This is a genomic window from Clostridium sp. CM041 (assembly GCF_055081035.1).
Genome location: NZ_CM143648.1, coordinates 155,366 through 180,224, shown reverse-complemented (window position 1 = coordinate 180,224; position 24,859 = coordinate 155,366). Strand labels below are relative to the sequence as shown.

29 protein-coding genes are annotated in these 24,859 nt (G+C 29.7%); 2 read left to right on the top strand and 27 right to left on the bottom strand.

The genetic code is table 11. From position 1 onward, the window contains the following. Nucleotides 1-151: 151 nt before the first annotated feature. The 10 genes from ACWJJT_RS00870 to dapF form a co-directional block, all read right to left on the bottom strand. Nucleotides 152-574 carry a hypothetical protein gene (locus ACWJJT_RS00870; protein WP_462955702.1) on the bottom strand — a complete coding sequence of 141 codons (423 nt, stop codon included), beginning with the start codon at nucleotides 572-574 and terminating at the stop codon, nucleotides 152-154. Nucleotides 575-576: 2 nt separating this feature from the next. Then, the gene (locus ACWJJT_RS00865) at nucleotides 577-1,026 is read right to left on the bottom strand and encodes a hypothetical protein (RefSeq protein WP_462955701.1); all 450 of its coding nucleotides are present in this window, start codon (nucleotides 1,024-1,026) and stop codon (nucleotides 577-579) included. 6 nt (nucleotides 1,027-1,032) lie between these two features. Then, the gene (locus ACWJJT_RS00860; RefSeq protein WP_220285925.1) at nucleotides 1,033-1,809 is read right to left on the bottom strand and encodes a hypothetical protein; all 777 of its coding nucleotides are present in this window, start codon (nucleotides 1,807-1,809) and stop codon (nucleotides 1,033-1,035) included. Nucleotides 1,810-1,836: 27 nt separating this feature from the next. Next, complete coding sequence (locus tag ACWJJT_RS00855) at nucleotides 1,837-2,259, bottom strand: hypothetical protein (protein WP_462955700.1); 423 nt, start codon at nucleotides 2,257-2,259, stop codon at nucleotides 1,837-1,839. 13 nt (nucleotides 2,260-2,272) lie between these two features. Further along, a complete protein-coding gene (locus ACWJJT_RS00850) occupies nucleotides 2,273-2,716 on the bottom strand; it encodes a prepilin-type N-terminal cleavage/methylation domain-containing protein (protein WP_462955699.1) in 444 nt (147 codons plus the stop codon). After that, nucleotides 2,713-3,147 carry a prepilin-type N-terminal cleavage/methylation domain-containing protein gene (locus ACWJJT_RS00845; protein WP_462955698.1) on the bottom strand — a complete coding sequence of 145 codons (435 nt, stop codon included), beginning with the start codon at nucleotides 3,145-3,147 and terminating at the stop codon, nucleotides 2,713-2,715. Before ACWJJT_RS00845 ends, ACWJJT_RS00850 begins: the two co-directional genes overlap by 4 nt. After that, nucleotides 3,140-3,583 (bottom strand): prepilin-type N-terminal cleavage/methylation domain-containing protein, encoded by a 444-nt coding sequence (locus ACWJJT_RS00840; protein WP_216302493.1) that lies wholly within the window; start codon nucleotides 3,581-3,583, stop codon nucleotides 3,140-3,142. Before ACWJJT_RS00840 ends, ACWJJT_RS00845 begins: the two co-directional genes overlap by 8 nt. A 145-nt stretch (nucleotides 3,584-3,728) precedes the next feature. After that, nucleotides 3,729-4,925 carry a type II secretion system F family protein gene (locus ACWJJT_RS00835; protein ID WP_462955697.1) on the bottom strand — a complete coding sequence of 399 codons (1,197 nt, stop codon included), beginning with the start codon at nucleotides 4,923-4,925 and terminating at the stop codon, nucleotides 3,729-3,731. Between the two features lie 54 nt (nucleotides 4,926-4,979). Then, entirely contained in the window at nucleotides 4,980-6,659 is a 1,680-nt protein-coding gene (locus ACWJJT_RS00830; RefSeq protein WP_462955696.1) for a GspE/PulE family protein, read from the bottom strand. Between the two features lie 148 nt (nucleotides 6,660-6,807). Then, nucleotides 6,808-7,629 (bottom strand): diaminopimelate epimerase, encoded by an 822-nt coding sequence (gene dapF, locus ACWJJT_RS00825; RefSeq protein WP_462956715.1) that lies wholly within the window; start codon nucleotides 7,627-7,629, stop codon nucleotides 6,808-6,810. 184 nt (nucleotides 7,630-7,813) lie between these two features. Between dapF and ACWJJT_RS00820 the strand changes: the two genes are divergently transcribed. After that, nucleotides 7,814-9,553, top strand: a complete 1,740-nt coding sequence (locus ACWJJT_RS00820; protein WP_462955695.1) for an Rqc2 family fibronectin-binding protein — start codon at nucleotides 7,814-7,816, stop codon at nucleotides 9,551-9,553. A 555-nt stretch (nucleotides 9,554-10,108) separates the two neighbouring features. Next, entirely contained in the window at nucleotides 10,109-11,131 is a 1,023-nt protein-coding gene (locus tag ACWJJT_RS00815) for a TolB family protein (protein ID WP_462955694.1), read from the top strand. 278 nt (nucleotides 11,132-11,409) lie between these two features. Here the strand turns inward: ACWJJT_RS00815 and ACWJJT_RS00810 are convergent, their stop codons facing one another. The 17 genes from ACWJJT_RS00810 to spoVE form a co-directional block, all read right to left on the bottom strand. Next, nucleotides 11,410-12,549, bottom strand: coding sequence for a THUMP domain-containing class I SAM-dependent RNA methyltransferase (locus tag ACWJJT_RS00810; protein WP_462955693.1), 1,140 nt, complete (start codon nucleotides 12,547-12,549; stop codon nucleotides 11,410-11,412). A gap of 151 nt (nucleotides 12,550-12,700) precedes the next feature. Next, the gene (gene uraA, locus ACWJJT_RS00805) at nucleotides 12,701-13,984 is read right to left on the bottom strand and encodes a uracil permease (RefSeq protein ID WP_462955692.1); all 1,284 of its coding nucleotides are present in this window, start codon (nucleotides 13,982-13,984) and stop codon (nucleotides 12,701-12,703) included. 97 nt (nucleotides 13,985-14,081) lie between these two features. Then, nucleotides 14,082-14,618 (bottom strand): bifunctional pyr operon transcriptional regulator/uracil phosphoribosyltransferase PyrR, encoded by a 537-nt coding sequence (gene pyrR / locus ACWJJT_RS00800; protein WP_462955691.1) that lies wholly within the window; start codon nucleotides 14,616-14,618, stop codon nucleotides 14,082-14,084. 222 nt (nucleotides 14,619-14,840) lie between these two features. Next, complete coding sequence (locus ACWJJT_RS00795; RefSeq protein WP_462955690.1) at nucleotides 14,841-15,752, bottom strand: RluA family pseudouridine synthase; 912 nt, start codon at nucleotides 15,750-15,752, stop codon at nucleotides 14,841-14,843. Continuing rightward, on the bottom strand, nucleotides 15,753-16,199 hold the full coding sequence (gene lspA, locus ACWJJT_RS00790; protein ID WP_462955689.1) for a signal peptidase II: 447 nt from the start codon (nucleotides 16,197-16,199) through the stop codon (nucleotides 15,753-15,755). It abuts the gene before it with no gap. A 100-nt stretch (nucleotides 16,200-16,299) separates the two neighbouring features. Beyond that, complete coding sequence (locus tag ACWJJT_RS00785) at nucleotides 16,300-16,899, bottom strand: TraR/DksA C4-type zinc finger protein (protein ID WP_462955688.1); 600 nt, start codon at nucleotides 16,897-16,899, stop codon at nucleotides 16,300-16,302. A 117-nt stretch (nucleotides 16,900-17,016) separates the two neighbouring features. Then, nucleotides 17,017-17,709 (bottom strand): 5'-methylthioadenosine/adenosylhomocysteine nucleosidase, encoded by a 693-nt coding sequence (locus ACWJJT_RS00780; RefSeq protein ID WP_462955687.1) that lies wholly within the window; start codon nucleotides 17,707-17,709, stop codon nucleotides 17,017-17,019. Between the two features lie 106 nt (nucleotides 17,710-17,815). Next, on the bottom strand, nucleotides 17,816-18,436 hold the full coding sequence (locus tag ACWJJT_RS00775) for a DivIVA domain-containing protein (RefSeq protein WP_462955686.1): 621 nt from the start codon (nucleotides 18,434-18,436) through the stop codon (nucleotides 17,816-17,818). Nucleotides 18,437-18,451: 15 nt separating this feature from the next. Then, entirely contained in the window at nucleotides 18,452-19,225 is a 774-nt protein-coding gene (locus ACWJJT_RS00770) for a YlmH family RNA-binding protein (RefSeq protein ID WP_462955685.1), read from the bottom strand. A 24-nt stretch (nucleotides 19,226-19,249) separates the two neighbouring features. Next, nucleotides 19,250-19,501, bottom strand: coding sequence for a YggT family protein (locus ACWJJT_RS00765; RefSeq protein ID WP_462955684.1), 252 nt, complete (start codon nucleotides 19,499-19,501; stop codon nucleotides 19,250-19,252). 70 nt (nucleotides 19,502-19,571) lie between these two features. Continuing rightward, nucleotides 19,572-19,976, bottom strand: coding sequence for a cell division protein SepF (locus tag ACWJJT_RS00760; RefSeq protein ID WP_462956714.1), 405 nt, complete (start codon nucleotides 19,974-19,976; stop codon nucleotides 19,572-19,574). Nucleotides 19,977-20,020: 44 nt separating this feature from the next. Beyond that, complete coding sequence (locus tag ACWJJT_RS00755; RefSeq protein WP_462955683.1) at nucleotides 20,021-20,692, bottom strand: YggS family pyridoxal phosphate-dependent enzyme; 672 nt, start codon at nucleotides 20,690-20,692, stop codon at nucleotides 20,021-20,023. Nucleotides 20,693-20,828: 136 nt separating this feature from the next. Further along, nucleotides 20,829-21,527: a DUF881 domain-containing protein gene (locus tag ACWJJT_RS00750; protein WP_462955682.1), complete on the bottom strand. Its 699-nt coding sequence runs from the start codon at nucleotides 21,525-21,527 to the stop codon at nucleotides 20,829-20,831. Nucleotides 21,528-21,539: 12 nt separating this feature from the next. Continuing rightward, nucleotides 21,540-21,878 carry a small basic family protein gene (locus tag ACWJJT_RS00745; RefSeq protein ID WP_165412109.1) on the bottom strand — a complete coding sequence of 113 codons (339 nt, stop codon included), beginning with the start codon at nucleotides 21,876-21,878 and terminating at the stop codon, nucleotides 21,540-21,542. Between the two features lie 10 nt (nucleotides 21,879-21,888). Then, nucleotides 21,889-22,617, bottom strand: a complete 729-nt coding sequence (locus ACWJJT_RS00740; RefSeq protein WP_462955681.1) for a DUF881 domain-containing protein — start codon at nucleotides 22,615-22,617, stop codon at nucleotides 21,889-21,891. Between the two features lie 40 nt (nucleotides 22,618-22,657). Further along, a complete protein-coding gene (locus ACWJJT_RS00735; RefSeq protein ID WP_462955680.1) occupies nucleotides 22,658-23,476 on the bottom strand; it encodes a cell division protein FtsQ/DivIB in 819 nt (272 codons plus the stop codon). 256 nt (nucleotides 23,477-23,732) lie between these two features. Next, complete coding sequence (spoVE, locus tag ACWJJT_RS00730) at nucleotides 23,733-24,839, bottom strand: stage V sporulation protein E (protein ID WP_462955679.1); 1,107 nt, start codon at nucleotides 24,837-24,839, stop codon at nucleotides 23,733-23,735. Between the last annotated feature and the right edge of the window lie 20 nt (nucleotides 24,840-24,859).

Below are 24,859 nucleotides of genomic sequence, written 5' to 3'. Positions count from 1 at the left end.
TTATCAAAACTTAATGACATTTGCAAATATAATTATATATTATTTGAAAATGTTGCATCTTTTTTATAAAAACACCATTTTAATTCCATATAGCTTCATAAAAACAAACATATCCAATTCTTTTTATAAAAAAATTAGATATGTTTATAACTTACTTATTCTTTTTAAAATCAATACTTATATTTGTAGTATTAGTATCTTTATTAATACTAATACTCTTAACCCCTAAAAAATTTTCACTTTCATTTAAAGCAGATAAAGAACTTCTCAATAATTTTATATCTCCGTTGTAATTCACTTCAACATTACATTTCTCATTTTCCAACATATTAATGGATTTCATTTCAAAATCTTTGTTTTCTATTAGACATTCCAAAATATCACTGTATCCATATTTCTCTACATTATTATCATTTTCGTCCTTCGTAACATTTCCATTTTTTGCAACATTAGATATGACCTGTTTTTTATATGCAATAAATTTATCCTTCACAAACATAAGTTTAAAAGATAACATTGCCATTAACATTAATAACATAGCTAATATTCCCTTGAATTTTCTAGTTTTACACATTTTTATACCTCTAATATAACTTTGAAGTTAAAATCCCCTTCATCTTTATTATTTGGAGTTAAATTTTTTATTGAATACTTATTTTCTATATATCTTATCACATCAACATATTCCTCATAACTCTTAACTTCAATATCTATTTCCAAACCAGCTTTAGTTATAATAATATTTTTGTAACTAAACTTGTTTTCCCCAAAAAAATCACTGAGTTCTTTGTATTTTTCTCTAGTAATTATATCAGTCTCAGCAGTTTCTACAACACTAATGTTATTTTTATTTTCTTTAACTTGCTCTTGCTCTATAATCTTTATTTTATTGGAAATATTTAGTATACGGAATGTTAAAAAAACATCTGCTACTAAAGTTATTATAATACATACTTTTATTTTTTTATTCCTTATTTTATCTTTTTTATCTATGTACCAATTTGGAATGAATGTTCTTTTTACCATACATTTCTACCCTCTTATTACTATATATTTCAGCAATTCTTCTCGATTTAACTCACCTAATATTTGATGATTTAATCCTAAATATTTAAATTCATCAATATTCAATTCCTCAATATTTGCATAATATATCTTCTCACATAGTTTTGCGTAGTCATTGTACTTTTCTAAAAATTTGTTCATTACATTTGAAAATTTAAATAATAGTAAGTCCTTAACCCCTATAATATTATTAACCACGATTTCATCATTATGACATATTAAAAAATACAAATTGGAATTATAATAGAAAACTAGAACATAGTTTTCCATATTCATTTGGTTAGAATAATAGTTTTTAAAGCAAAACTGAATTAAGTTTACTTTTTTCAGATTAATATTATTATTAATGCTGTCTTCTAAGATATCTAATCTATTTCCATTTAGGCAAAAAACTAATATTTCCATATTGAATTTGTCTTGTTTAATCAACTTATAAGTATATGCAATATGATCTATGTCCTTATAATAATATCTTAATTCATTTTTAATCATATCATTAATTAGATATTTTTTAACTAAAGGCAATTTTACCAGCTTAATATATACTGTCTCTCCTTCAACAAGAACATATAAATTTTTATCTTTTATATCAATTTTGAAATCTTTTATATTTAGCGTATCCTTATAATATGTATTTTCACAAGCAATCTTTACAGCTTTATTTAATATAGATCTTTTAGAAAATTCTATACCTGATACTCTTTGCTTTGAAACTTCTAAAATCATATTTTTTCTAAATTTCATTTTTTACCTCCTTTATTTACAAAATAATCAGATTTTATAAATATATTCAGTTTCTATAAATATAATCTGAAATTTTTCATCAATAATTTCTAATTTAAAATAATCATTTCTAGTTGTTCTATATTGGTCAACTGTTTTAATAATTAATTCATTTGTTTTTTTAGAGTAAATCGCCTTAGCTGTATCATACTCTATTATTTTATACTCTGGTATGTCGCCTGTAGAATCACTAAAAACCTTAGTTGTTCCATCTGTTTTTATTTTCTCCTTATTTTCATTAATATAAGTAAAAAATAAAGTCATTAAATATTCTTTGTCTCTTTGATAATTATCCTCTTTTAATATATGTTTTTTATTACTTGCAGAATACTCCACTTCTGACATTTGAATATCAAATATATACATCATGATAGTTAAGCAGATAATCCCTAACAAAATCGTATAAATCAATATAAACCCCTTTTTAGTTTGCATTTTCTATCGCTAAACACCTCTCAATACTTTGCCCATTGTACCAAACCACTTTAATATAAAGAATTTTCCCGGATTTTATAGCCACAAATTCTTTCACATCATCAATAATTGTATTATTGCGCAAATTACTCGTTTTGTTAGAAGAAACAACAAGTTTCTCATTAAGCAGTTTTATATATTTGGGACTACTTCCTTTGTAATAATTTATCGTAATAATATTTCTAGATGTTTCTACTTCTCTGACATTCTGATTTACTCCTTTTTCTATTATACATATGGCATCATTCAAATAATTAAACCCCCTGTTTTGTAATATACTATTTTTATAGCTTTTCACATAAGATATAAGCAAACTACCTATTACCCCTATCATTAGAAATGCCAATGCCATAACAACTACTATTTCTATAAGTGTAAATCCCTTTTTCTTCATTTATGGTCACCTTTATAGAAACTGCACTGTAATTCTGAAACATTGTTTAGCTTTCCAGAATATAATGAAAGATTTAGCTTATAAACATTCTTATCTGGACCTGAAAATGTTAATTCCATATACGGACTCGAAACAGGCCGCTGATTTGAAAACACATTCCTTACATCAGTTTCACTCTTATAAAAGCTTAGATTTTCTTTGTTTACGAAAAATTTCTTATCTGTCTTTAACTGCTCTAATTCTTCATATGTCATAGAGTATATAATATTGTTTTTTAAACTTTCCATTAGAAGCACATTATTATTCATAGTTTTAATATCCTTTTTTATATTTAAAGAAGCTATTTCATAGGACATCATGCAAATGAAAATGATGGAGAATACTGCGAGGCTACACAATACCTCCACTAATGTAAATCCCCTTTTACTCAATAATTTTAATATATTCCGTACCTACTCTCACTGTAATTTTATGTTTCACTAAATTATTTTCCTTTAAGGTTATTGTGTACGCCTCCTTAATATAGCCCTCATTATCTATACCCATTTTACTTTGGTCCACATTTACATTATCTAATACTATCTTATTTGATAATGCTAGATTGTTTATCGGCACACCATCAGCATGTAACATCATTTGATTTCCTGGTATATCAAAAGTTATAACGGCACTACAAGAATTTTCTTTGCAATACATTTTTGAATTATTAATAAAACCTACTACAGCATTACAATAATAATCCGCATCTATTTTGTTTCTTATTGTTTTATAATACCTAACAGAAATAGCGCTACATCCACCAATTATACTCATAATCGATATAACTATTATCGTCTCAATTAATGTAAATCCACTCTTTTTCATCATTAAATCATCTCCTGTGGAGCTGCTCATCTTCTTAGAAGATGAATTAACGACTTCAGAAGGAAATTTATACTCTCACTGAAGTTTTCTCTTTATTATAGTATGTAACTCTCACTTATAGAAGTGGGAGACTTTCCTTCTGAAGTCGTTAAAATTTACCCGCAGAGTCCATAGCATTAAGCATAGGTAGCATAACAGCGAGTATTATTGTGCCAATCATAATTCCTAAAAATATTATTAGAATTGGCTCTAATAGTACTGTGGCTTTCTCTACATTTTCCTGAGCATCTTCATAGAATATATCGGCAGCTGTTAAAAACATTTCATCTAAATTCCCCGTTTCTTCGCCTATTTTTATCATAGCCACAAAAAATTGTGGGAATAGGTTCATTGCATCTAATGAATTCGATAAACTTTCTCCTTTTTTTATATCATTAAAAACTGTTTTAAGCTTTAACTTAAAATATCTATCACCAATAACATCATCAATTATTTCAAACGCTTTAAGTAACCCCACTCCACTGCTTAATAAAATATTAAGTCCTCTAGAAAACTTTGTATAAATAATCCTTTTATGCACCGGACCTACTATTGGACACATAAATTTAAATTTGTCAAAAATAACCTTTCCACTTTCAGTTTTAAGACATTCGATAAAAACAAAAATAAGAATTAAAAAAGTTATTAAAATCCCTAATGAATTGCTACGCACAAAATTACTGAATTCTAAAACAAGTCTAGTTATTAGTGGAATATCTGCATCAAGAGAATTTAAGTTTGATATAAATACTGGGATTATCTTTAGAATCAAAAACAATGATACAACCATTAATGTTAGGAATACTGTGCAGGGATAAATCATAGAATTAGTAAACTTTTTTAAGAGCTTATACTCCTTTTCATAATACTTAGACAATTCCCCTAGAATTGTATCCAGTTTTCCACTCTCCTCACCCAAATAAATCATGTTTAACATAAACTCAGGGTATACATTTACAGTCTTCTTCATACTTACAAATAGTGAATTACCTTTTTGTACATTTTCTCTAATGCTAATAAGACTCTTTTTTATGGATTTATGAATCATTTGCTCGTAAAGCAAATTAAGAATATCACATATTGGTATACCCGATTTAATACATATTGAGAATTGCTTGCAAAATATAGATATCATTTTCAAATTAGGTTTACTTGAGATACGAGTTATTTTTTTTATCCTCTTACTTTTTATTAAAAATATTTCTTTTTCACGTAAGCTTAATGCTAATTCGTAAGCACTGTCGCTTTCAGTACTGCCCTTTATTAAAGTTCCATTTGATGTTTTAGCTGTGTATTTATATCTCATATTATATTTCACCTATCACTTGTCATACTTGACTTGTTATTAGTTTCAGCTACCTTATTTTAAATTATAGCTATAAGTAGCATTTACAAATTCTTCTATTGAGGTTACACCATTAATCACTAGCTCTTTACAACTCTCCATAAACGAACTTGATTTTTTTTCATTGCAATATTTCCAAAGCTCATCATTTATTCCACTTCTTGCTATAATAGATTTATGATTACTATCTAATTTTAATAATTCATATATCACAGTTCTCCCTTTATATCCAGTCTCATTGCACTTATTACATCCTAAAGCAGTATATGCTTTTTCTCCGCCCTTAAATCCTAAATGCTTAGATTTCTCATAAGCAATCTCATATTCGATTTTACAAAAAGGGCATAATTTTCTTACTAATCTCTGAGCTACTACCACAACTAATGAATCCGCAACCAAATATGATGGAATACCCATGTCTATAAGCCTAGATATTGAAGCATTGGCATTATTCGTGTGTAGCGTTGATAAAACTAAATGTCCCGTTATTGATGCCCTCACAGCTATTTGTGCTGTTTCTTCATCTCGTATTTCTCCAATCATTATTACATCTGGATCTTGCCTTAATATGCTTCTGAGCCCATTTGAGAAAGTAAGACCCGCTTTATTATTTACATTTACTTGATTAATTCTAGGCATATTATATTCTATAGGATCCTCTATAGTAATAATATTTTTACTTTTACTATTGATTTCATTTAGCAGCGCATATAATGTTGTTGATTTCCCGCTTCCTGTAGGTCCCGCTACCACTATCATTCCATGAGAAAGTTTTAATGTATCCCTTAAGATCATAACTTTATCAGGGCTAAATCCTAGTGAGTCCAAATTAATGAATCTTTCCGCTTTATATAAAACCCTTATAACTAGTTTTTCTCCATACATTGTTGGCAACGAGGACACCCTAAAATCGTAGTCTACTCCATCTATATTTTCAGTTATCTTTCCATCTAATGGGATTAACTTAGTGGCTATATCCATATTCGCCATTATTTTCACTCTTGTACATAAGGATTTATATACATTACTAGGAATTTGGTTTATTTCATTTAATATTCCATCTACTCTCATTCGGATTATAGTGAAATTCTTAAAAGGCTCCAGATGAATATCGCTTGCTTCTTCATTTACAGCCTGTTTTAGCAAGGATTTTGTTATCCTTATAACAGGTGCGTTTTCAATAGAAAATGTTGAATTACCATCTTCATTTTTTTGCTTGGCTTCTAGCATATATTCTTGTTTCATTTCTTCAATTGCAACATCGACAATTTGTTTTCCATAACAATTTTCGATAGCATCCGAGATTTGGCTAGCTCGGCCAAAGAATATTTTAATCTTTTTATTCGTTATAAATTTTAGTTCATCAAGAACTTTTATTTCAAAGGGATTTGAAAAAGCCACATATACTTCATTGTTCTTATCATAAAAAGGTATTAAACAATATCTTTTTGCTATTTCTTTTGAAACTAGATTAAATGCTCTATTCTTTGTGCAAATAGATTCTAAATCAACATATGGTATGCTAAAATCATTCTCTACTATTGAAATAAGATCATTTAAATCTATCTTAATGTCATACAGTATTATTTGTTCTTCACTACAATTTTTCTTAAGTGAAATCTCCTTTACCTCTTTATAACTCTCTGCGGTAATTAGGTTTTTATCTAATAATAACTTTAGTAAATTTTTTTTCATGTTATTTTACCTTTCCTTAATATGTAAACTTTATAAAGCGTATCACATTTGTAATGATTGTCACTTTTAGAAATTATATTCACTTTTAAAAAAACAAATAAAATAAAAAAACAACTGCGCTATTAGTAAATAGACAGTTGTATGCAAATTAATTTAGAAAAAATTTTCCGTCGAATGTAATTTCTGCAGGCCCTTCCATTAGAACCTCTTCTTTAACAATCTCTATATTAAGTAATCCACCTGGAACCTGTACCGATACTTTTTTCTCTATATACCCTAATCTATTGGCTGCTACCACTGATGCACAACTACCCGTGCCACAGGCGAGAGTTGGCCCTGCACCTCTTTCCCAAGTTTTAACCTTTATCATGTTTTTAGATACTATTTCACAAAAGTTTACATTTGTTTTTTCAGGAAATAAACCGTAATTCTCAATTAATTTCCCTTCCTCTACCTTATAATCTTCATGTTTCCCAAAAACAATAGTATGTGGTACACCCATAAGCAATGACGTAATATAGTACTCCTTATTGTTAATCTCTAACTTTTTATTAACTATTTCTCCCTCTTCTAAAGCTGGAATACTTTTAGTGTTAAAATTATATTTTCCCATATTTATAATTACACTTTCAGCAACTCCATCTTTAATGCGTATACTTGCGAGCTTTACACCATCACCAGTTTCAATTTTTATATTTTCGCCTTGCACATATTTTTTTTCCCAAATATATTTGGCAAAGCATCTTATGCCATTACCACACATAGACGCATATGAACCATCAGCATTAATAATTATCATTTGTATATCTGCAATATTACTTTTTCTAACCATTAAAATACCATCAGCACCTATTCCAAAATGCCTATCACAAAGTTTACTAGCTAACTGCTCTAAATTGTCATATTTACCCTCAAAATCTTCAATAACAATAAAATCATTTCCCGTTCCTTGCATTTTTGTAAACTTTATAATTTCCATATAACTCCTCCTCTTTGCTATCCGCATACCATGACTTTTCAATAATTTTCTTTAATGGTATACTATTAATAGTAATACATCTTAATAATAGTATATTATATAATATATTATTTACAAAGCATAAATATAAATTTATGCTGATTTAACTACATTTCAGAAGGAAAGGATGATATATATGGCATTAGATGGAATTTATTTATCTAGCCTCGTTGAGGAAATAAAAGATATAATCATAGATTGTAGAGTTGATAAAGTAACCCAACCAGAAAAAGATGAAATTATATTAAGTTTCAAAAAAAATAGAAAAGTCTATAAGTTATTAATAAGTTCAAGTTCCAATTATCCTAGAATTCATTTTACAGACTTTAATAAGCAAAACCCAATACAGGCGCCTAAATTTTGCATGGTTCTAAGAAAATATTTAAATACTGCCACAGTTTTAGATGTAAGACAACTAAATTCAGATAGAATACTAGTTATTGACTTTAAAAGCAGCGATGAATTAGGATTTGATAGTGTATACTCATTAATAGTTGAAATAATGGGCAGGCACAGTAATATTAGCCTAGTTCGTACCCGTGATAATTTAATTATGGATAGCATTAAGCATGTTAGTTCAGACGTCAACAGTTATCGTGTTTTATACACAGGTGTAGAATATATATACCCTCCCGCTTCCACAAAACTAGATCCTTTTAATTTTGAGTATGATGAATTCTATAAATATCTAATAGATAAAAACATACCATTCGCCGAAAAGTTTTTCACTGGTGCTTTTACAGGAATAAGCTCCAACTTATCATCAGAACTTGTTTATAGGTACTACGAGGAAAATATTGTTTTTGATTTAGATCACGCTAAAAACATTTATGATTTCACTATAAGCATCTTTAAAAACATGCATGATAATATTTTTTTAGCGGCCTATGCTATGAATGATAAACTAAAAGATTTCCATTGTATAAAACTTACTTCATTAAAAGATTGTGATTTTGAAGGATTTGAATCACCATCTATGTTAATAGAGACTTTTTATTTTAGAAAAGATAAACATGATAGATTAAATTCTAAAAGCTCAAACCTTCAAAAAATAGTTAATAACAATATTAATCGTTGTGATAAAAAAGTGAAAATACTAAACGCGACCTTAAATGACTGTAAAACTAAAGGCACCTTTAAATTACATGGTGAACTCTTAACTGCAAATATACACTCCCTTAAAAAGGGTGACAAAGTTGCTAATCTTTTAAATTATTACAGTGAAGATGGTGAGTACATTAAAATTAAACTTGATGAAAACAAAACTCCATCGCAGAATGTTCAATACTATTACAAAAAATATAATAAATTTAAGATAGCAGAAGAAATGGGCTTAATTCAAATGACTCTCACTAAAAACGAGTTAAAATATCTTCATTCTGTACTCACTAACATACTAAATGTAGAAAATTATAATGGAATTGAAGATATTAAAAATGAATTAATAGAAACTGACTATATTACATTAAAAAAACACAGTAAAGGTAAAAATAGAAAGGCAAAGCCGACCAAACCTATGCACTTCATTTCAAGTGAAGGCATTGATATCTATGTTGGTAGAAATAATATTCAAAATGATTTTTTAACTTTAAAACTTGCCAATAAAAACGATATGTGGCTTCACACAAAGGATATACCTGGTTCTCATGTTATTATTAAAAATATTGGTGATATACCTGAAACCACCCTACTCGAGGCTGGAAACTTATCAGCATTTTATAGCAAGTCCCAAAATTCCTCTAGTGTACCTGTTGATTATACCCAGGTGAGAAATGTAAAGAAACCTTCTGGTTCAAAACCTGGTATGGTTATTTACTCAACAAATAAAACTATGTATATAACCCCTATAGAAAGTACTTTAGAAAGAGTTGAATAAATAAATAAAGTATATATTACGCGTATTGCAATACTATTAATGCATTCACTTCGCTAAGAACTACTAATCTTAGTTTTAATTAATCTGCTAAAAACATAAACTCGCTGTCGCTCAAGCATATGTTTTCATAACGCATCTTAATTAAAACTAAAATAAGAAGTTCTAAAGCTTGCTCAATTGCATTGCACGTAATATATACTTTTTTGCGCATAAAAATATTTGCATTCATCTTTCCAACCCATAAAAAACATACAATAAATTGGTTACAAATTCCAACTATTATTATATATATGAATACATGTAATCATAATACTGTGTAAAATTGACTTGTTATTTATTTTAATATACCATGCAGTTATATTAAATACTAGCAAATGAATTTCTACCCGGTAACAGCTGCCATATTATTACCACCAGTAGCGTATGTGATGGAAAATGGAATGAAATGTAATATAATTGAATATGATAATATGCGTAAAACTAATGTTTAGTCTAAAACCATAAAGAAAAGATAAATGATAATAATAATGAAAAATGAAAGGATGGATAAAAAGCATGAAACGTATTTTTATTTTTACGTTAATTACAGGCTTATTAATTATAGGCTCACTAATATTAATTTTCAAACCTTATGATGATGAATACACGGGATTAGATAACCATGTAAGTATTAATTCAAATGATGAAAGAATAGCATTTTCTTATTATAAAAATGGGTCAGCATCAATATATACAACAAAAACGGATGGAACAAATTTAATTAAGTTAGCAACCGCGAAGAAGCAATATTCATATTTATCTCCTGTTTATTCTTCAGATGATTCTAAAATTTTTTATATAAACACGCCTAATAATAAAAAGAAGCTAAGGTCATCTATATGTGTTATGAATGAAAACGGAAAAAATGACCATAAGATTTTAGAAGTAGACGGCTTAATCACGGAAATTATTTTGTCCACTAATAATCAAAAAATATTTTTTTTAAAAGCAAAGACTTATAAACATTATTCACCTATAGCTTCAACTGCTCCACATGAATATGATATTTTCTCTGTTGACATAAATGGAAAGAACTTAAAGCAACTTACCTTTATTAAAGAGTATCAACTAAAAAATTTAAATATTACAAAAGATGGAAACACTTTAATCTTTAACAGGTCTGATGAAGTAGGAAATAACATTTCCACAATTTCATTAAATGCTTTAAACAATCCAATTTCAATTCTATCCATAAAAGATTATGGAACAATTGAAAAAAATGGCACAATTGGCGATATAAAATTATCACCCGATAATAATTCTATTGCTTTTTCAGCTGTCGCTAAAAGTCTTAGCCCCTTTGAATATGAACTATATACTATGGATATTAAAACGAGAAGAGCTAAACAATTAACTAGTCTAAGATTATCTGCAAATAGTCCTACTTATTATCATAAGAGCGATAAACTTTTATTTTTTAAGTATACAAACTGGCCTGATGTATCTCCTGCATACGAACTATATTTAATTAATACAGATGGTACTAATATGAATAAAATCAGTATAGATATACCGTATTCAACATTAAATCATCGTTAAATCCAGCATTTTTTTGAAATTACATAACTACTTTTCTAATCCATTCAACGAACTTTAAGTCAAAAGATAAGACAAGTGATATATGTATAATATCACTTGTCTTATCTTCATTTAGAAATTCTTCTTTTGCTAATATAAAATTCTCATGAACCTGACAATAAATGGAGTGCGAACGTCAGAAAATTTTATATTCGCAAAAAATTAGAATTTATTGATTGAATTTCACGTTTTGAGTCTTATTTCAAGGCACGTAGGAGAATTTCCATACGGCTACACTCTTAGTCTTCCTTTTTTTTCCTAGGTATCTCTTTTATATATTGATAATAATAACATAGTAATCTTCCATTATATAATTTCCTATTTTTATCTGCTTTCTTTCCAAAGTCCCTCTGAAACTCACGGTTAGCTGTTATAACAAAGCAAGACCATTCATTTAAGCTTGAATACATTTCTCCAAGATCAACATGCAGTCTTTTTACTTCTTCTGCTTCACCTAATCTTTCTCCATATGGTGGGTTTGTTATTATAACTCCATATTTCTGCCTAGACGCAAAACTTTGCATTGGTATTTTTTGAAATTTTATAGAATCCTTGACTCCTGCTTTCTCTGCATTGTCAATTGCGGTCTTTAATAGTCTTCCATCAATATCAGAAGCTAGTATTTCAACTTCATTAGGACTTACAGTTTTTCTTGCACCTTCCCTAACTTGCTTCCAAATATCACTCTCTATATTAGGCCAAGTTTCACTTACAAATTTTCTATTTATACCTGGGGCAATATTTTTAGCTATAAGAGCTGCTTCTATTGCAATTGTTCCCGAACCACAAAGCGGGTCAGCTAAAACTCTTGAGCTATCCCATTTACTTATTAATACAAGGGCTGCAGCTAAAGTTTCTTTTAGTGGTGCGTCACCAGCATATTCTCTATATCCTCTCTTATGTAATCCCGCACCCGAAGTATCTACTGATAAAGTTACTACGTCTCTTAAGATTGCAACCTCTATCTTATACTCAGGTCCTTCTTCTGAAAACCACTCTTTATCATATTTTTTCTTCATAGACTCAACTACCGCTTTTTTTACTATGCCTTGACAATCTGGCACACTGTGGAGTTGTGATTTTACAGATTTACCTACGATATGCATATTGCCGTCTTCTGGTATTAAATTACCCCAATCGACTGCGAGTGTTCCTTGAAATAAGTCTTCAAAAGACAATGCCTTAAATTCAGCCATCTTTATAAAAAGTCTTTCTGCTGTTCTTAGCCAAGTATTGCATATAGCAATATCCATTTCATCCCCTTCAAAGGTTACCCTTCCATTTTCAACCTTTAAATCTTCGTATCCAAGTGCCTTTAGTTCCTTTGCTGTAACCGCTTCTATTCCAAAAGTAGTAGTGGCAATTAAAGTATACATCATATATTATCTCTCCCATTTCTTCTTACGTTATTTCTCGTATCTCTCTTATATTATAATATCTCTATTTGTTAGTATTGTCTAGAATTTTTAAATTAAGCACATTGAAATAAAAGTGCCTGAACTACTCTGGCACTTTTGTTTGAAAACCTTATTAGTTATCTCCTGACTTACTATTTTCAGGTAAAACTAAGTTCAATATTATACCCACTAAAGTTGCTAAAGCCACTCCTGCAATTTCTACCTCTGACCCTGCTAATGGAAACTTAATGCCGCCTCCACCAATACCTAAAACTATTATTACTGAAGCAATTATCAGATTTCTCTTTTTACTAAAATCAACATTATCTTCTACAAAAATTCTAAAACCAGAGGATGCAATTATTCCAAATAACATTACACTAACTCCCCCAATTACAGGTAGTGGAATATTTCCTATTACCGCAGATACTGGTCCTATGAATGATAATATAATTGCGATGATAGCGGCTCCTCCAATTACCCAAACACTATAAACCTTTGTGATTGCCATAACTCCTATGTTTTCACCATAAGTCGTATTAGGAGGACCACCTACAAACCCAGCAAACATGGTAGCAACACCGTCTCCAAGGATTGATCTATGAAGCCCCGGATCTTTTGCGAAGTCTTTTCCGCAAACATTACTTGTAACATATACATGACCGATATGTTCAGCGAGTGTTACGAAAGATACTGGGGCAATAAGCATAATAGCATTTATGTTAAAGGAAGGCATAACAAAACTTGGTAATGTAATAAGTTTTGCAGACCATATTTCCTTTAAAACTTCACTCGGAATTACTCCTAAAAATACAGAAAGTGTATATCCTACTACCATTGCAATCAAAATTGGTACTACCCCGAAAAATCCTTTAAAATACATAGTACCCATTATTGCTATGACAAGTGTTGCCATTGATATAAATACCCATGTACCTCTAGATACACCTTCAAGTGCTGGGGTTGTAAATGATGCATTGAGACCCGACCAATCTATTGCTACGCTAGCTAAGCTAAGTCCTATTACAATTACAACGGAACCTACCACAACTGGGGGCAGTACTCTATCTAGCCATTTGGTTCCTGCAAGTTTAATAATTAAAGCTACAATTACATATACAAACCCTGCTGCAATAATGCCCGACAACATAGAACTTTGTCCATATAACTTTGTTGCAACTGACATCGGTCCTATAAATGCAAAAGATGATCCTACATATGCTGGAAGCCTAGCTTTTGTACATAAAATATACAATAGTGTTCCCACACCACTGCAAAATAGCGCAATTGATGGGCTAAGACCTGTTAACATTGGTACAAGTATAGTCGCACCCACCATAGCAAATAAGTGTTGGCAACTTAATGGGATAGTCTTTATTAAAGGTAATTTTTCATCAACATCTACAAAATTTTTCATTTTGTTCCCCCTTTTAGTCTCACTGGACTATATTAAAAGATTATTTATCTTCTTCGAAGCTATTTATCTTCTTCGAAGCTATTTATCTTCTTCGAAGCTACAGTTCAAATATGCTTACTGAATCTTTCCCATCAGTTTCTAAAAGTTCAACAGAAATAATTTCTTTACCTGAAGTAGGTATATTTTTTCCTACATAATCTGCCCTAATAGGTAGTTCTCTATGTCCTCTATCTACTAAAACAGCTAATTGTATCATTTGAGGTCTACCTTTATCTATTATGGCATCAATAGCAGCTCTTGCAGTTCTTCCAGTATACAGAACATCATCTACTAAAATTATTTTTTTACCTATTACATCTATGTTCAAGTCTACATTATTTAATACTGGCTGATTGTCTATTGATGTAAGATCATCTCTATATAAGGTAATGTCGACACTGCTTACTGGAATTTTAATTTCCTCGAACTGTTCTATTAAAAGAGCAATTCTTTCTGCAATTGGTACTCCTCGTCTTTTTATTCCCACAAGCATAATGTTTTCTGTTCCTTTGTTTTTTTCAATAATTTCATGTGCTACTCTTGTCAATGTTCTTTTTATGGCTTTTTCATCTAACAGCACTGATTTAAATTCCATAACCTAGCCTCCTACTTAATAGTATTATTTCTTCTAATGAGCTTAATATAAAAAAGCCTTCACCAAAAGGTAAAGGCATACTATACTTACATAATAGTATTAGTATCTTTATCCTTATGATCTCTCTGGAACATTTAAAGGGATAAATATTATGTTGATAACACAATACACATGACATATGATATTGTATTTCCACCATACTATCACATGTTATGCGCTATTTCAACTATTTTTTAACTTAGTAACCAGTTTTTCAAAATAACTTGGAAGGGGTGAAATGAATTCCATGTATTCATTAGTACTTGGGTGTATAAATCCAAGTTTTTTCGCATGAAGAGCTTGCCCCTTTAAATTAAAGCTCTGCTTTTTATAACCATATATCAAATCGCCAACTAAAGGATGTCCTATCCTTGCCATATGTACTCTTATTTGATGAGTTCGCCCTGTCTCTAAGTTACATTCTACTAATGTATTACTATCAAATCTTTCTATTACTTTAAAGTGGGTAACAGCTTTCTTGCCACTTTCAACTACTGCCATTTTTATCCTATCTTTAGGATGTCTTCCGATTGGTTCATCTATTGTGCCTACGTCACTTTTAATTACACCTTCTACAAGGGCTAAATAACTCCTTGTCATTGAATGATCTTTAAGTTGCGCTGCAAGAGAATTATGGGCGTTATCATTTTTAGCTACCACTAATGCTCCAGATGTGTCCTTATCAATCCTATGAACTATCCCTGGTCTAAGCACACCATTGATGCCTGATAGATCTGTGCAATGATTTAAGAGTGCATTAACCAAGGTACCACTATAATTGCCTGGTGCAGGGTGAACAACCATATCCTGAGATTTATTAATTACAATTACATCACTATCTTCATATAAAACGTCCAATGGTATTTCTTCTGCTTTTACGTCTAACTCTACGGGCTCTGGAATACCTAATGTAATTAATTCATCTAGTTTTAATTTATAATTACTTTTTCTGCATTTTTCATTAACAGCCGCATTTTCACCTTCAATTATTCCCTGAATATATGATCTAGATTTATTTTCAAACTTACTAGAAATAAAAACATCTAATCTTGTACCAACTGAACTTTCATCAACTTTAAATTCGTATCTGTCCATTTATACCTCTTCCTTTACTATAGAGATTGCCAAAATCGCCGTTCCCACAACTACTAACACATCCGCTATGTTAAATGTTGGAAAATAATATATCGCTTTATAATGAATTAAAATAAAGTCTACTACATATTTATAAAATACTCTATCATATAAATTTCCGAGTGCTCCACTTATAATAAAAGCAAAACTTATCCTTAGAAGTTTCGATTTTGGCTTGTACTTAATAATATAATATATCATACCTGATATAATAAGTAACGTAACTAAAGCTAACAATATCAATTTATTTTGCAAAATCCCAAAAGCGGCTCCTCTATTCTCTAAATATTCCAATTTAAAAAAGTCTTTAATTAATACAACTCCATTTTTTTCTTTCAAAGAACTTAGTGCCCAAACTTTGGCTAATCTGTCCAATATAAGCCCTAAGAAAATAATTAATGCCTCCATACCCTTCCTCCTATTTATAAAAAAGAAAAGTATATATTGCTACAAATGTAGTTTTAAACTAAAAATTCTTTGCAATATATACTTTTTTAGTCTGCCTAAATTAATCTGGTAACTGATTTTTATATTGCTCATTACTTATTTTCTCTATAGGTTCAACATAACCGTCGTCGTCATCATCATAAAACTCAGATATATTTTCTAATTTATTAAAACGTTCTACTGTCTGGTAAGTATCTTCAGCATCAATACCTACTTCACCGCTATTACTGTATCTAAAGGGTATCCCAAGTACATCTTCCTCAACGCATCTATTGTTTTGTTCTGCTGGCTTGTTTTTATCAATGGATTTTTGACATAACACACAGTTTTCTGCGTATGGTGTAAATTCTAACCGTTCGTCACTTATATCGCTGCCGCAACTCTTGCATTTACCATAGGTATGATTTTCAATGCTTTTTAAAGCATCTTCAATTTTTTTGATAGTTGACATCTCATTTCCCTTAAGTGCGAGCCCCTTTTCCTTATCAAATAATTCAGATGCAGTATCAGACGGGTGATTGTCATAAAAAGACAACTCGGTTGCTATTTCACTGTTAGAATCTATAACTCCATTTTGTTTCATTTGATTAATAATATCAAGGACCCGCACCTGTTCACTTATTAATTTTTCTTTAAAATATTGTATTTTATTCTTTTCCACGATAACAACTCCTCTAGTTTTAATATAGTAGTAATATTAAACAAATAAAACTTCTATATGCTTATGTTTTCTCATGGAAAGAATTTTATTACACTTATTTAATAATAATTATTTTTTTTAAATCAGTTTCAACATATTATTTAAAATGTTTGTAGAATTCTCCACAGCAATATCTTTAAATTCATCATACTCCATATGAGCCCCATTACTTGCATTGTCCGATATTGATCTAATAACAATAAAAGGAACTTCATTTAAATAACACACCTGAGCAATACTTGCTCCTTCCATTTCACAAGCCAAACATTCAAATTCAGAATTAAGCCAATTTATTTTAGAAGCTTCTGCAATAAATTGATCTCCTGACACAATTCTTCCAGTAAAATACTTATGTCCTTTTATATCCTTACATGCTTCTTTCGCATATTGAATTAGTGTTGTGTCACATTTGAAATCAAAAGTATCTAACCTTGGAATCTGTCCCTTTTTTTCACCAAATGCAGACACATCCATATCATGCTGTAATAAATTTTCACCTATTACAACATCCCCCGGATATATATTCTCGACAGTCCCACCTGCAATACCAACATTTATAATATAATCCACATTAAAATCATCAATTAATATTTGAGTGCACACTGCAGCATTTACTTTGCCAATACCACTAGTAACTATAACTACATTTTTACTATGTATAACACCAAGCCTAAAATCCATTCCGGCCTTCATATCTTTTCTTTTAAAATCCATATCCCTAACTAAAAATTCAACTTCTTCTTTCATTGCTCCAATAATACCTATATTCATTTTTATATTCCTCCTTAAAATAACTAGTGTAGTACACGCTACACTCATTCAGTTTTGCCGTTTTGTTACATAAAAAATCTCACCCAGTGAGTGAGATTTCTATGTTTTACCCTTTTGCAAAAAAGGTTTTTATTTCTTCTATATCATTGCTATTAAACTCTTTTTCGTCAATGTCTTTGAGTGTTACATCAGAATATTTTAACGAAACATCTGTTTCACTCTCGCTTATATTATCATTATTTTCATTAACTTCATTACCCAAATTGTAGTTTCTAAAATAGTCATTTTCTAAACCTTCAAACATCTCAAATTGACAATTCATAAAATTTCTAAATTTCGTTCTAAACTTTGCAAATTCTTGCTTAGTTAGTTCATATTCATCATTTATCTTAAGTACATCATTATGGGCCTTATCTATCAATCTTTGAGAAGAGTCATTTGCATTTTTAATAACCAATTCAGCTTCCTTTTGAGCGCAAAACTTTGCTTGTTCTGCTGCATTTTGAGCTAATACTAATGTATTTTGAATTGTTGATTCTATTTTAACATGATGCTCTAATTTTTCTTCTAAAAGGTTCTTTTTTTCTTTTAAAGTCGAATTCTCTTTATACATTATTTCATATTCTTCAGATACCTTATCTAAAAATTCATCGACTTCATCAGCATTGTATCCCCTTAAGCCTTTTTTAAACTCTTTATTGTTAATATCCATAGATGTTATTCTCATCTTGCTCCCCCTCAACTAAATATATTGCTTTATTGCAACTTTTAAACGATCCCTTTGAGTGATTCCTATAATATCTGCAATTTTTAGCTTTCCATATCCCCTAATTGTTAAAGTATCATTGTTTTTGATAACCTTATCTTTTTTTAAACACTGAAAGTAATTCACTAATATTTTGCCCGAAGATATTAGTGCAACTGAATTATTTCTTGAAATATTACATATAGCTGAAACCATACTATCAAGGCGAAGTGACGTAGATATAATGATTTTCTCTTGGAATTCCCTCTCTGGAAGGTCCTGTAATTTATAATCATATTCACTAACTTCACATGGACAATTCCCTATATTATTCAAACTATTAATTATGTAATTACTCATGTCACTAGTAACTGGTGCATAACATATTGCATCTTGAATTATTAAGTCACCTAGTTTTTCTCGATTAATTCCTAGAGACATTATTGCACCTAAATAATCCTTATGCTCTAATTTGTTAAATTTGGATTTATTTATTATTTTCAATAAATCTATAGGATATTCTTCTGGTTCTCCGTCAACTGAAAATGATAACATTCTCCTGTCGGCATCTTTAAATATACCATTAGTAAACGCTTTTGTTTTATACTTTTCACATATAGCTGATATTTGATTCCATATAGCCGGAGTTATAAAATCATTAGTAAATATGATTTTATTTGTCTTCTCAGCTATTTGCATTTTACTATATATATTAGAAATTAAATTTTTATCATCACAATTCATACTGTTAAAAAAAATTTTTTTATCCATTTAAATCCTACCTTACTAAATTATTCACAGTATAATATACACAATTCTCCTTAAAATCATCAAAATAAAAAGTGCAATTATTGGTGAAAAGTCTACCATTGTATTACTAAAATATTTCTCTTGAACTTTTCTACCTGGCTCTAATAGAGGTCTAGTTACCGTATGTAATAACTCTATATATTGGTTTGACCGCCCCCTGTAAACCCAAGATAAAACAACTTCTGCAAGAATTGCATACTCTAACACATTAAAAATAATTCCAATTAATCTATACAAATTTTATAACCTCCTGAACTTCTCAAATGAAATAACAATTATTCATTACTACCCTTAAAATATTTTCATTTTATTTATTCCAATTAAAAATCCCTTTTGAGCTTAGTTCATTTTTTAATGCATTATCAACTTCTACATTAGAAGGAGAAATTATATATACTCCTTTTTCTACTTGCTGAAGCTCACCACATAAAGCGTAACATACTCCTCCAACAAAATCTAATAATCTTTGACCAGTTTTAGCTTCTAATCCATTAGTGTTAACTACTACGATTTTTCTAGCTTTTAAATTATCGCTGATAGTAGTTGCTTCATCAAAATCATCTGGTTTTATGATGACTACTTTTATAGATGTTGAGGTATGAATATTTACTACTTTACTTTGCTTTTTGTTTGCATTCATCAATGATTCAATATCCACATTTTCCTCTTCATTCTCCATTTCTTGAACTTCATCCTCTTCTTCCTCTGCCATACCTAAAAATCCCATAACCTTATTCACTACTTTACTTGACATTTTTATACCTCCAGTTTCTTGTAATCTCGTTTACCAAATATTTTCTCACCAAGTCTTATCATATTAGCGCCTTGTTCTAACGCAATTTTAAAATCTTTACTCATACCTAATGATAGAATTTCCATGGAAACATTTTTATATTTAAAAGTTTTTAGATCATCAAATATAGTTTTCATCTGAGTAAAGTATCCTCTAGAACTCTCATCGTTACCGATAGGAATTGTAGCCATTAGTCCTTTAATTTTCACATTGTTACATTCTTCACACACTTTTATTATAGAACTTATTTCTTCAACAGCTATACCTGTCTTTGCAGCTTCTTTTCCTATATTAATTTGAATTAAAACCCTGGCAATTTCATTTTTAGAAGCATAACGCTTTTCAATTTCCTGCAATAAATGTACGCTATCTAAAGAATGAATAAGATAAACTTTTCCAACTATATATTTCACCTTATTTGTCTGTAAATGTCCTATAAAGTGCCATCTAGCGTCAATGTCTAAGCTATCATATTTTCCAATTAATTCTTGTACTTTATTCTCTCCAAAATCTCTAGCCCCAGCTGTGTATGCTTCTTTTATTTCATCAATTTGTCTAGTCTTAGAAACGCATATTAGCGTTACATTTTCTGGAATCTCACTTTTTATTTTGTTATAAGTTTCCCCAATAGTCAACTATCCGTCCCCTCCTTAATAATCTTTCTGACATAAAACAATTATTAATGTCATCTCCTATTTCTACTTATTTCTTCGTTAAAGATAAAATTCCTTCATTTTTTTATAAATTAATATAATTTTTAATTAAACCAATTTATTTTTTTGTGGGATTCATATAATTATATTTAAAATAGCCCGTATATGCAGCTATTTCTACATTATCCGTCTTAAGAATATTAATTTTAACATCTCTAGTCTTCAATAATGTCATATATGTTTGGTCTAGCGTTAAATAATTATACAACACATCTTTATTCCCTATGGCATTGATATAAAATGGGCTTACTATCTTAACCCCATGTAAATTTATATAAGGCCCACCGCAGAATCCATAATTATCATAAATAATCCTTTCTCCATTAACAGAAATTGCTTCTGCCCCTGCATTTCTGAGGTCATTTATCACTTGAATAACATCATTATCATGAATTAACTGATTAGTATTAACATAATTATCAGCATCATCTAATGTAATTATAATTCCAGGACCTTCAACGTCAGTCTTCCCTAAGAATATATTATTATTACTAACTTCATCTTGAATAACCTTAGTAATTTCAGCTTTTTTTTCATCGCTACTATCATATTTTTCGAGCTTTGAATAGGCTTTATAATATTCTTCTTTTAAATTGCTTAATTCAGAATACAATTTAGTTCTCTCATTGTAGGCTACATCATACTGTTTTACATCTAAAACAGTATTTTTCCCTTCAAATCCAACATTCATAGCAATAAGAAGTCCTAGGATTATCGAAGCAATAAAAACAAAAACGGTAGCTTCATTATTTTTCATTTAATCACCTCATTAATGAGATTTTGTTTTATCTATTAAAAGCCGCCTAATAATCGCAAAATTTTCAAATATTCTTCCGCCAAATACTATAACTGCAGCTAAATAAATTGGAATTCCTAATTTATCGCCTAGATAAACCATCGCTACAGCTAACACTGCATTTCCAAAAAACCCTGATATAAAAATATCGGCTCTAAAATTATGTGAAATTGAACCTCTTAATGCGCCAAACACTGAATCTAAACACGCAAAAATCGCTACAGAAATATACGGAGAAAATCCAACTGGAATATCAACATTCCACACAACTCCTAATATAATTCCTATTAATAACCCTACGAAAGCAACCATTTAATCACCTCTACTTCTTTTCTACTGGTCTTGCATACTCGAATTTATATACTTTGTTATATTTAGAAATCACAACTTTATCTACTGTATTCGTAGTTACATCACACGCACTACTCAAGAATTGTGAGATTGTTCCTGGGAACTTTATAGCACCTTCCAATCTAGTTTTATCTCCAATTGCTTTAATAGTAACCCTTTTACTATAAGAAATCCTTTCATCATTTATAATAATTGCATTTCCAGCGTTTCTTATTCCACTACGGGTAGTTAACCTAATATCATTAATAGAAATCGCTTCAGCACCTACTGAATTTAATTCATTTACTATATGAGCTAAATCCACATCGTTTATCGCCTGCTGGTTTTCAGTGTTACTACCAAAAATGTCACTCTTAGGATCTATATAAACTATTATACCTTGACCTTGTACTTCGATTTGCCCAGTAAGAATTCTTGTTTCTTCCAATTCTTTATATAGCAACTCACTTTTTTCATTATCTCCCATGCTCGTCTTTTCATATTTTGCCGTTTTAGCATCTAACTCATCTATCTTTTTCTGCATAACTTCTTTGCTCGTTTTAAGTTGCTCGTTCTCAGTTATAATTTCTGGTGTATTCTTATTGGTATCTACTACTGCTGCTGAATTTTGTTTTCCTATCATTTTAAATTGGTAAGAGATCATAAATCCTAATAATACACATACTATACCAATAGATATTTGGGATTTAAACTTCTTCATATACTTCCTCCTTGCTACTCTCTGGGGGAGATAAATATTGTTATTTTTTACTCTTTTGTTCTATAAAAACAACTGGATTGCTTTTAGAACTAACATCTACATATCCCTTTTCACCCTTATATTGAGGTTGTGTAATAATATTTATTGACTTATTAAATTTGTTTTTTAAGTCTTCGCTTGTACCAAGTTTAATACACATTTCCCCCGCGTAAACCTTGATATCTAATACATTGCTTACATCTACCATCGTTATAATATTATTGCCTTTATTCTTTCTATAATCATCAATAATATTTGTTATTTCCACTGCAATATTTATTTTCCTATCATTCTTTGGCGCAATTAAATTACCTACTTCACACTTTTCAAAATTAAATCCAATTAAATTCACTAAGTTCATATCTTTAACATTCGACCTTTTTTCAAGCAAAATACCTTTGTTATCTAGAATATAATAAGCGTTGTTTAATTTACCATAAAACACAGCTACTCTTTCTTCTATTTCTATTACAATCTTATTAGGAAGGTCTTTCCTAACTTTTACACCTACTATATACGGATTTTTCATGATTTGTTGCTGGCTATCCTTAAAACTTTCAGAAAAAATATTACCTCCTAAGTGAACACTCGCCGTATCATTGATTTCAACTTTAGAAGCATTCATATTTCCAACAATTTCAATAGTTCCAATGTTAAAATAAGGTAATTTAATGCATAATGTAATTAATGTAGATATCATAATTATGACTAGTAACATTAGATACTTTACTTTTTTTTTGCTTTTTCTTCTATGTAATAATTTTTCTTTATTTTTTATAATATAATTCCCTTTTTTATGATTATTATTCTTTTTTGTCATTCACTTCCCCGCATTCAATAATATATATTTTTTTACAAATTAGCTTACTAAATTACAACATGCTAAAATTGTATATTATAACGAATAACCAAGTTTATTTACATAAATATGGTTTGAAATTCGCCTCTATTATATAATAACACTTAACTTAATTATTTACATCTCAATTTCAATGTATTTTTAAGTATTTTAAAAAAATTAATATTTTACAATATTAAGCGTAGAAAAAGGCATGCACATGTGCACGCCTTTTATTCTAATTTTTATTTGAAGTTTGCCTTGACACATTTAAAAGTATTCCCATTGCAAACATATTGAAAAGCAGAGATGATCCACCATAACTTATAAAAGGAAGCGGTACACCGGTTACTGGCATCGATCCAGTAACTACTGCTATATTAATAATTGCTTGAACAGCTATAACAGAGGTAATCCCTATAGCTAAAATAGTACCATACATATCTCTCGCTGTAACTGCTATTTTAATACCACGCCATACAAAAATAACGAATAATAAGATTATAAAACCGCATCCGATTAGACCTAATTCTTCTCCAATTATTGCGAAAATAAAATCCGTATGTGGTTCAGGTATATATAAACATTTTTGCCTTGATTGGCCAATTCCTGAACCAGTAATTCCCCCTGACCCAAGTGCAAGTAATGATTGAACTAGTTGATATCCAGAACCTTGACTATCAGCAAAGGGGTTCCTAAAATTCATAACTCTTAACAATCTATACGGTTCAAGAATTGATAGAGCAACAACCGCAGCGACGAGTGATGAACTTAAAGCTAAAAGGTGAGAAAATTTTGCGCCCACTGCAAATAGAATTATCATAGTAACTATCATTATAACAGCTGCAATGCTCAAATTTTTCCCTATCAAAATTAGTCCTGCATAAAATCCCGAAACTAATAGATATGGAAGTACCCCTCTTAAAAATTCTTTAACTTTTTCACCTTTTAAATCTAAGCTTTTAGCCATATATAATACTATTGCATATTTTGCAATTTCGGATGGTTGAAAATTTGCAAATCCCAATGGAATCCACCTTTTAGCTCCATTAATGGCTGGAAAAGCAAATACAGCCATTAATAATACTAAAGTAAACAACATAATAATTCTAGTATATTTTTTTATAATATGATAATCAGTTTTAATAGCTGTAACCATAAAAATACAGCCAGCGCATGCCCACATAAATTGTTTTTTTAAAAAAAATTCTGGGTCATTAACTTTGAAAGCAGCATAATATGAGCTGGAACTATAAACCATTACCACTCCGATTGACACAAGAAGCATTATGGTTGCAAATAATACAAAATCTATTTGCCCCATTTTAACCTTGTATTTTTTCATACTATATCCTCCTTACGTCA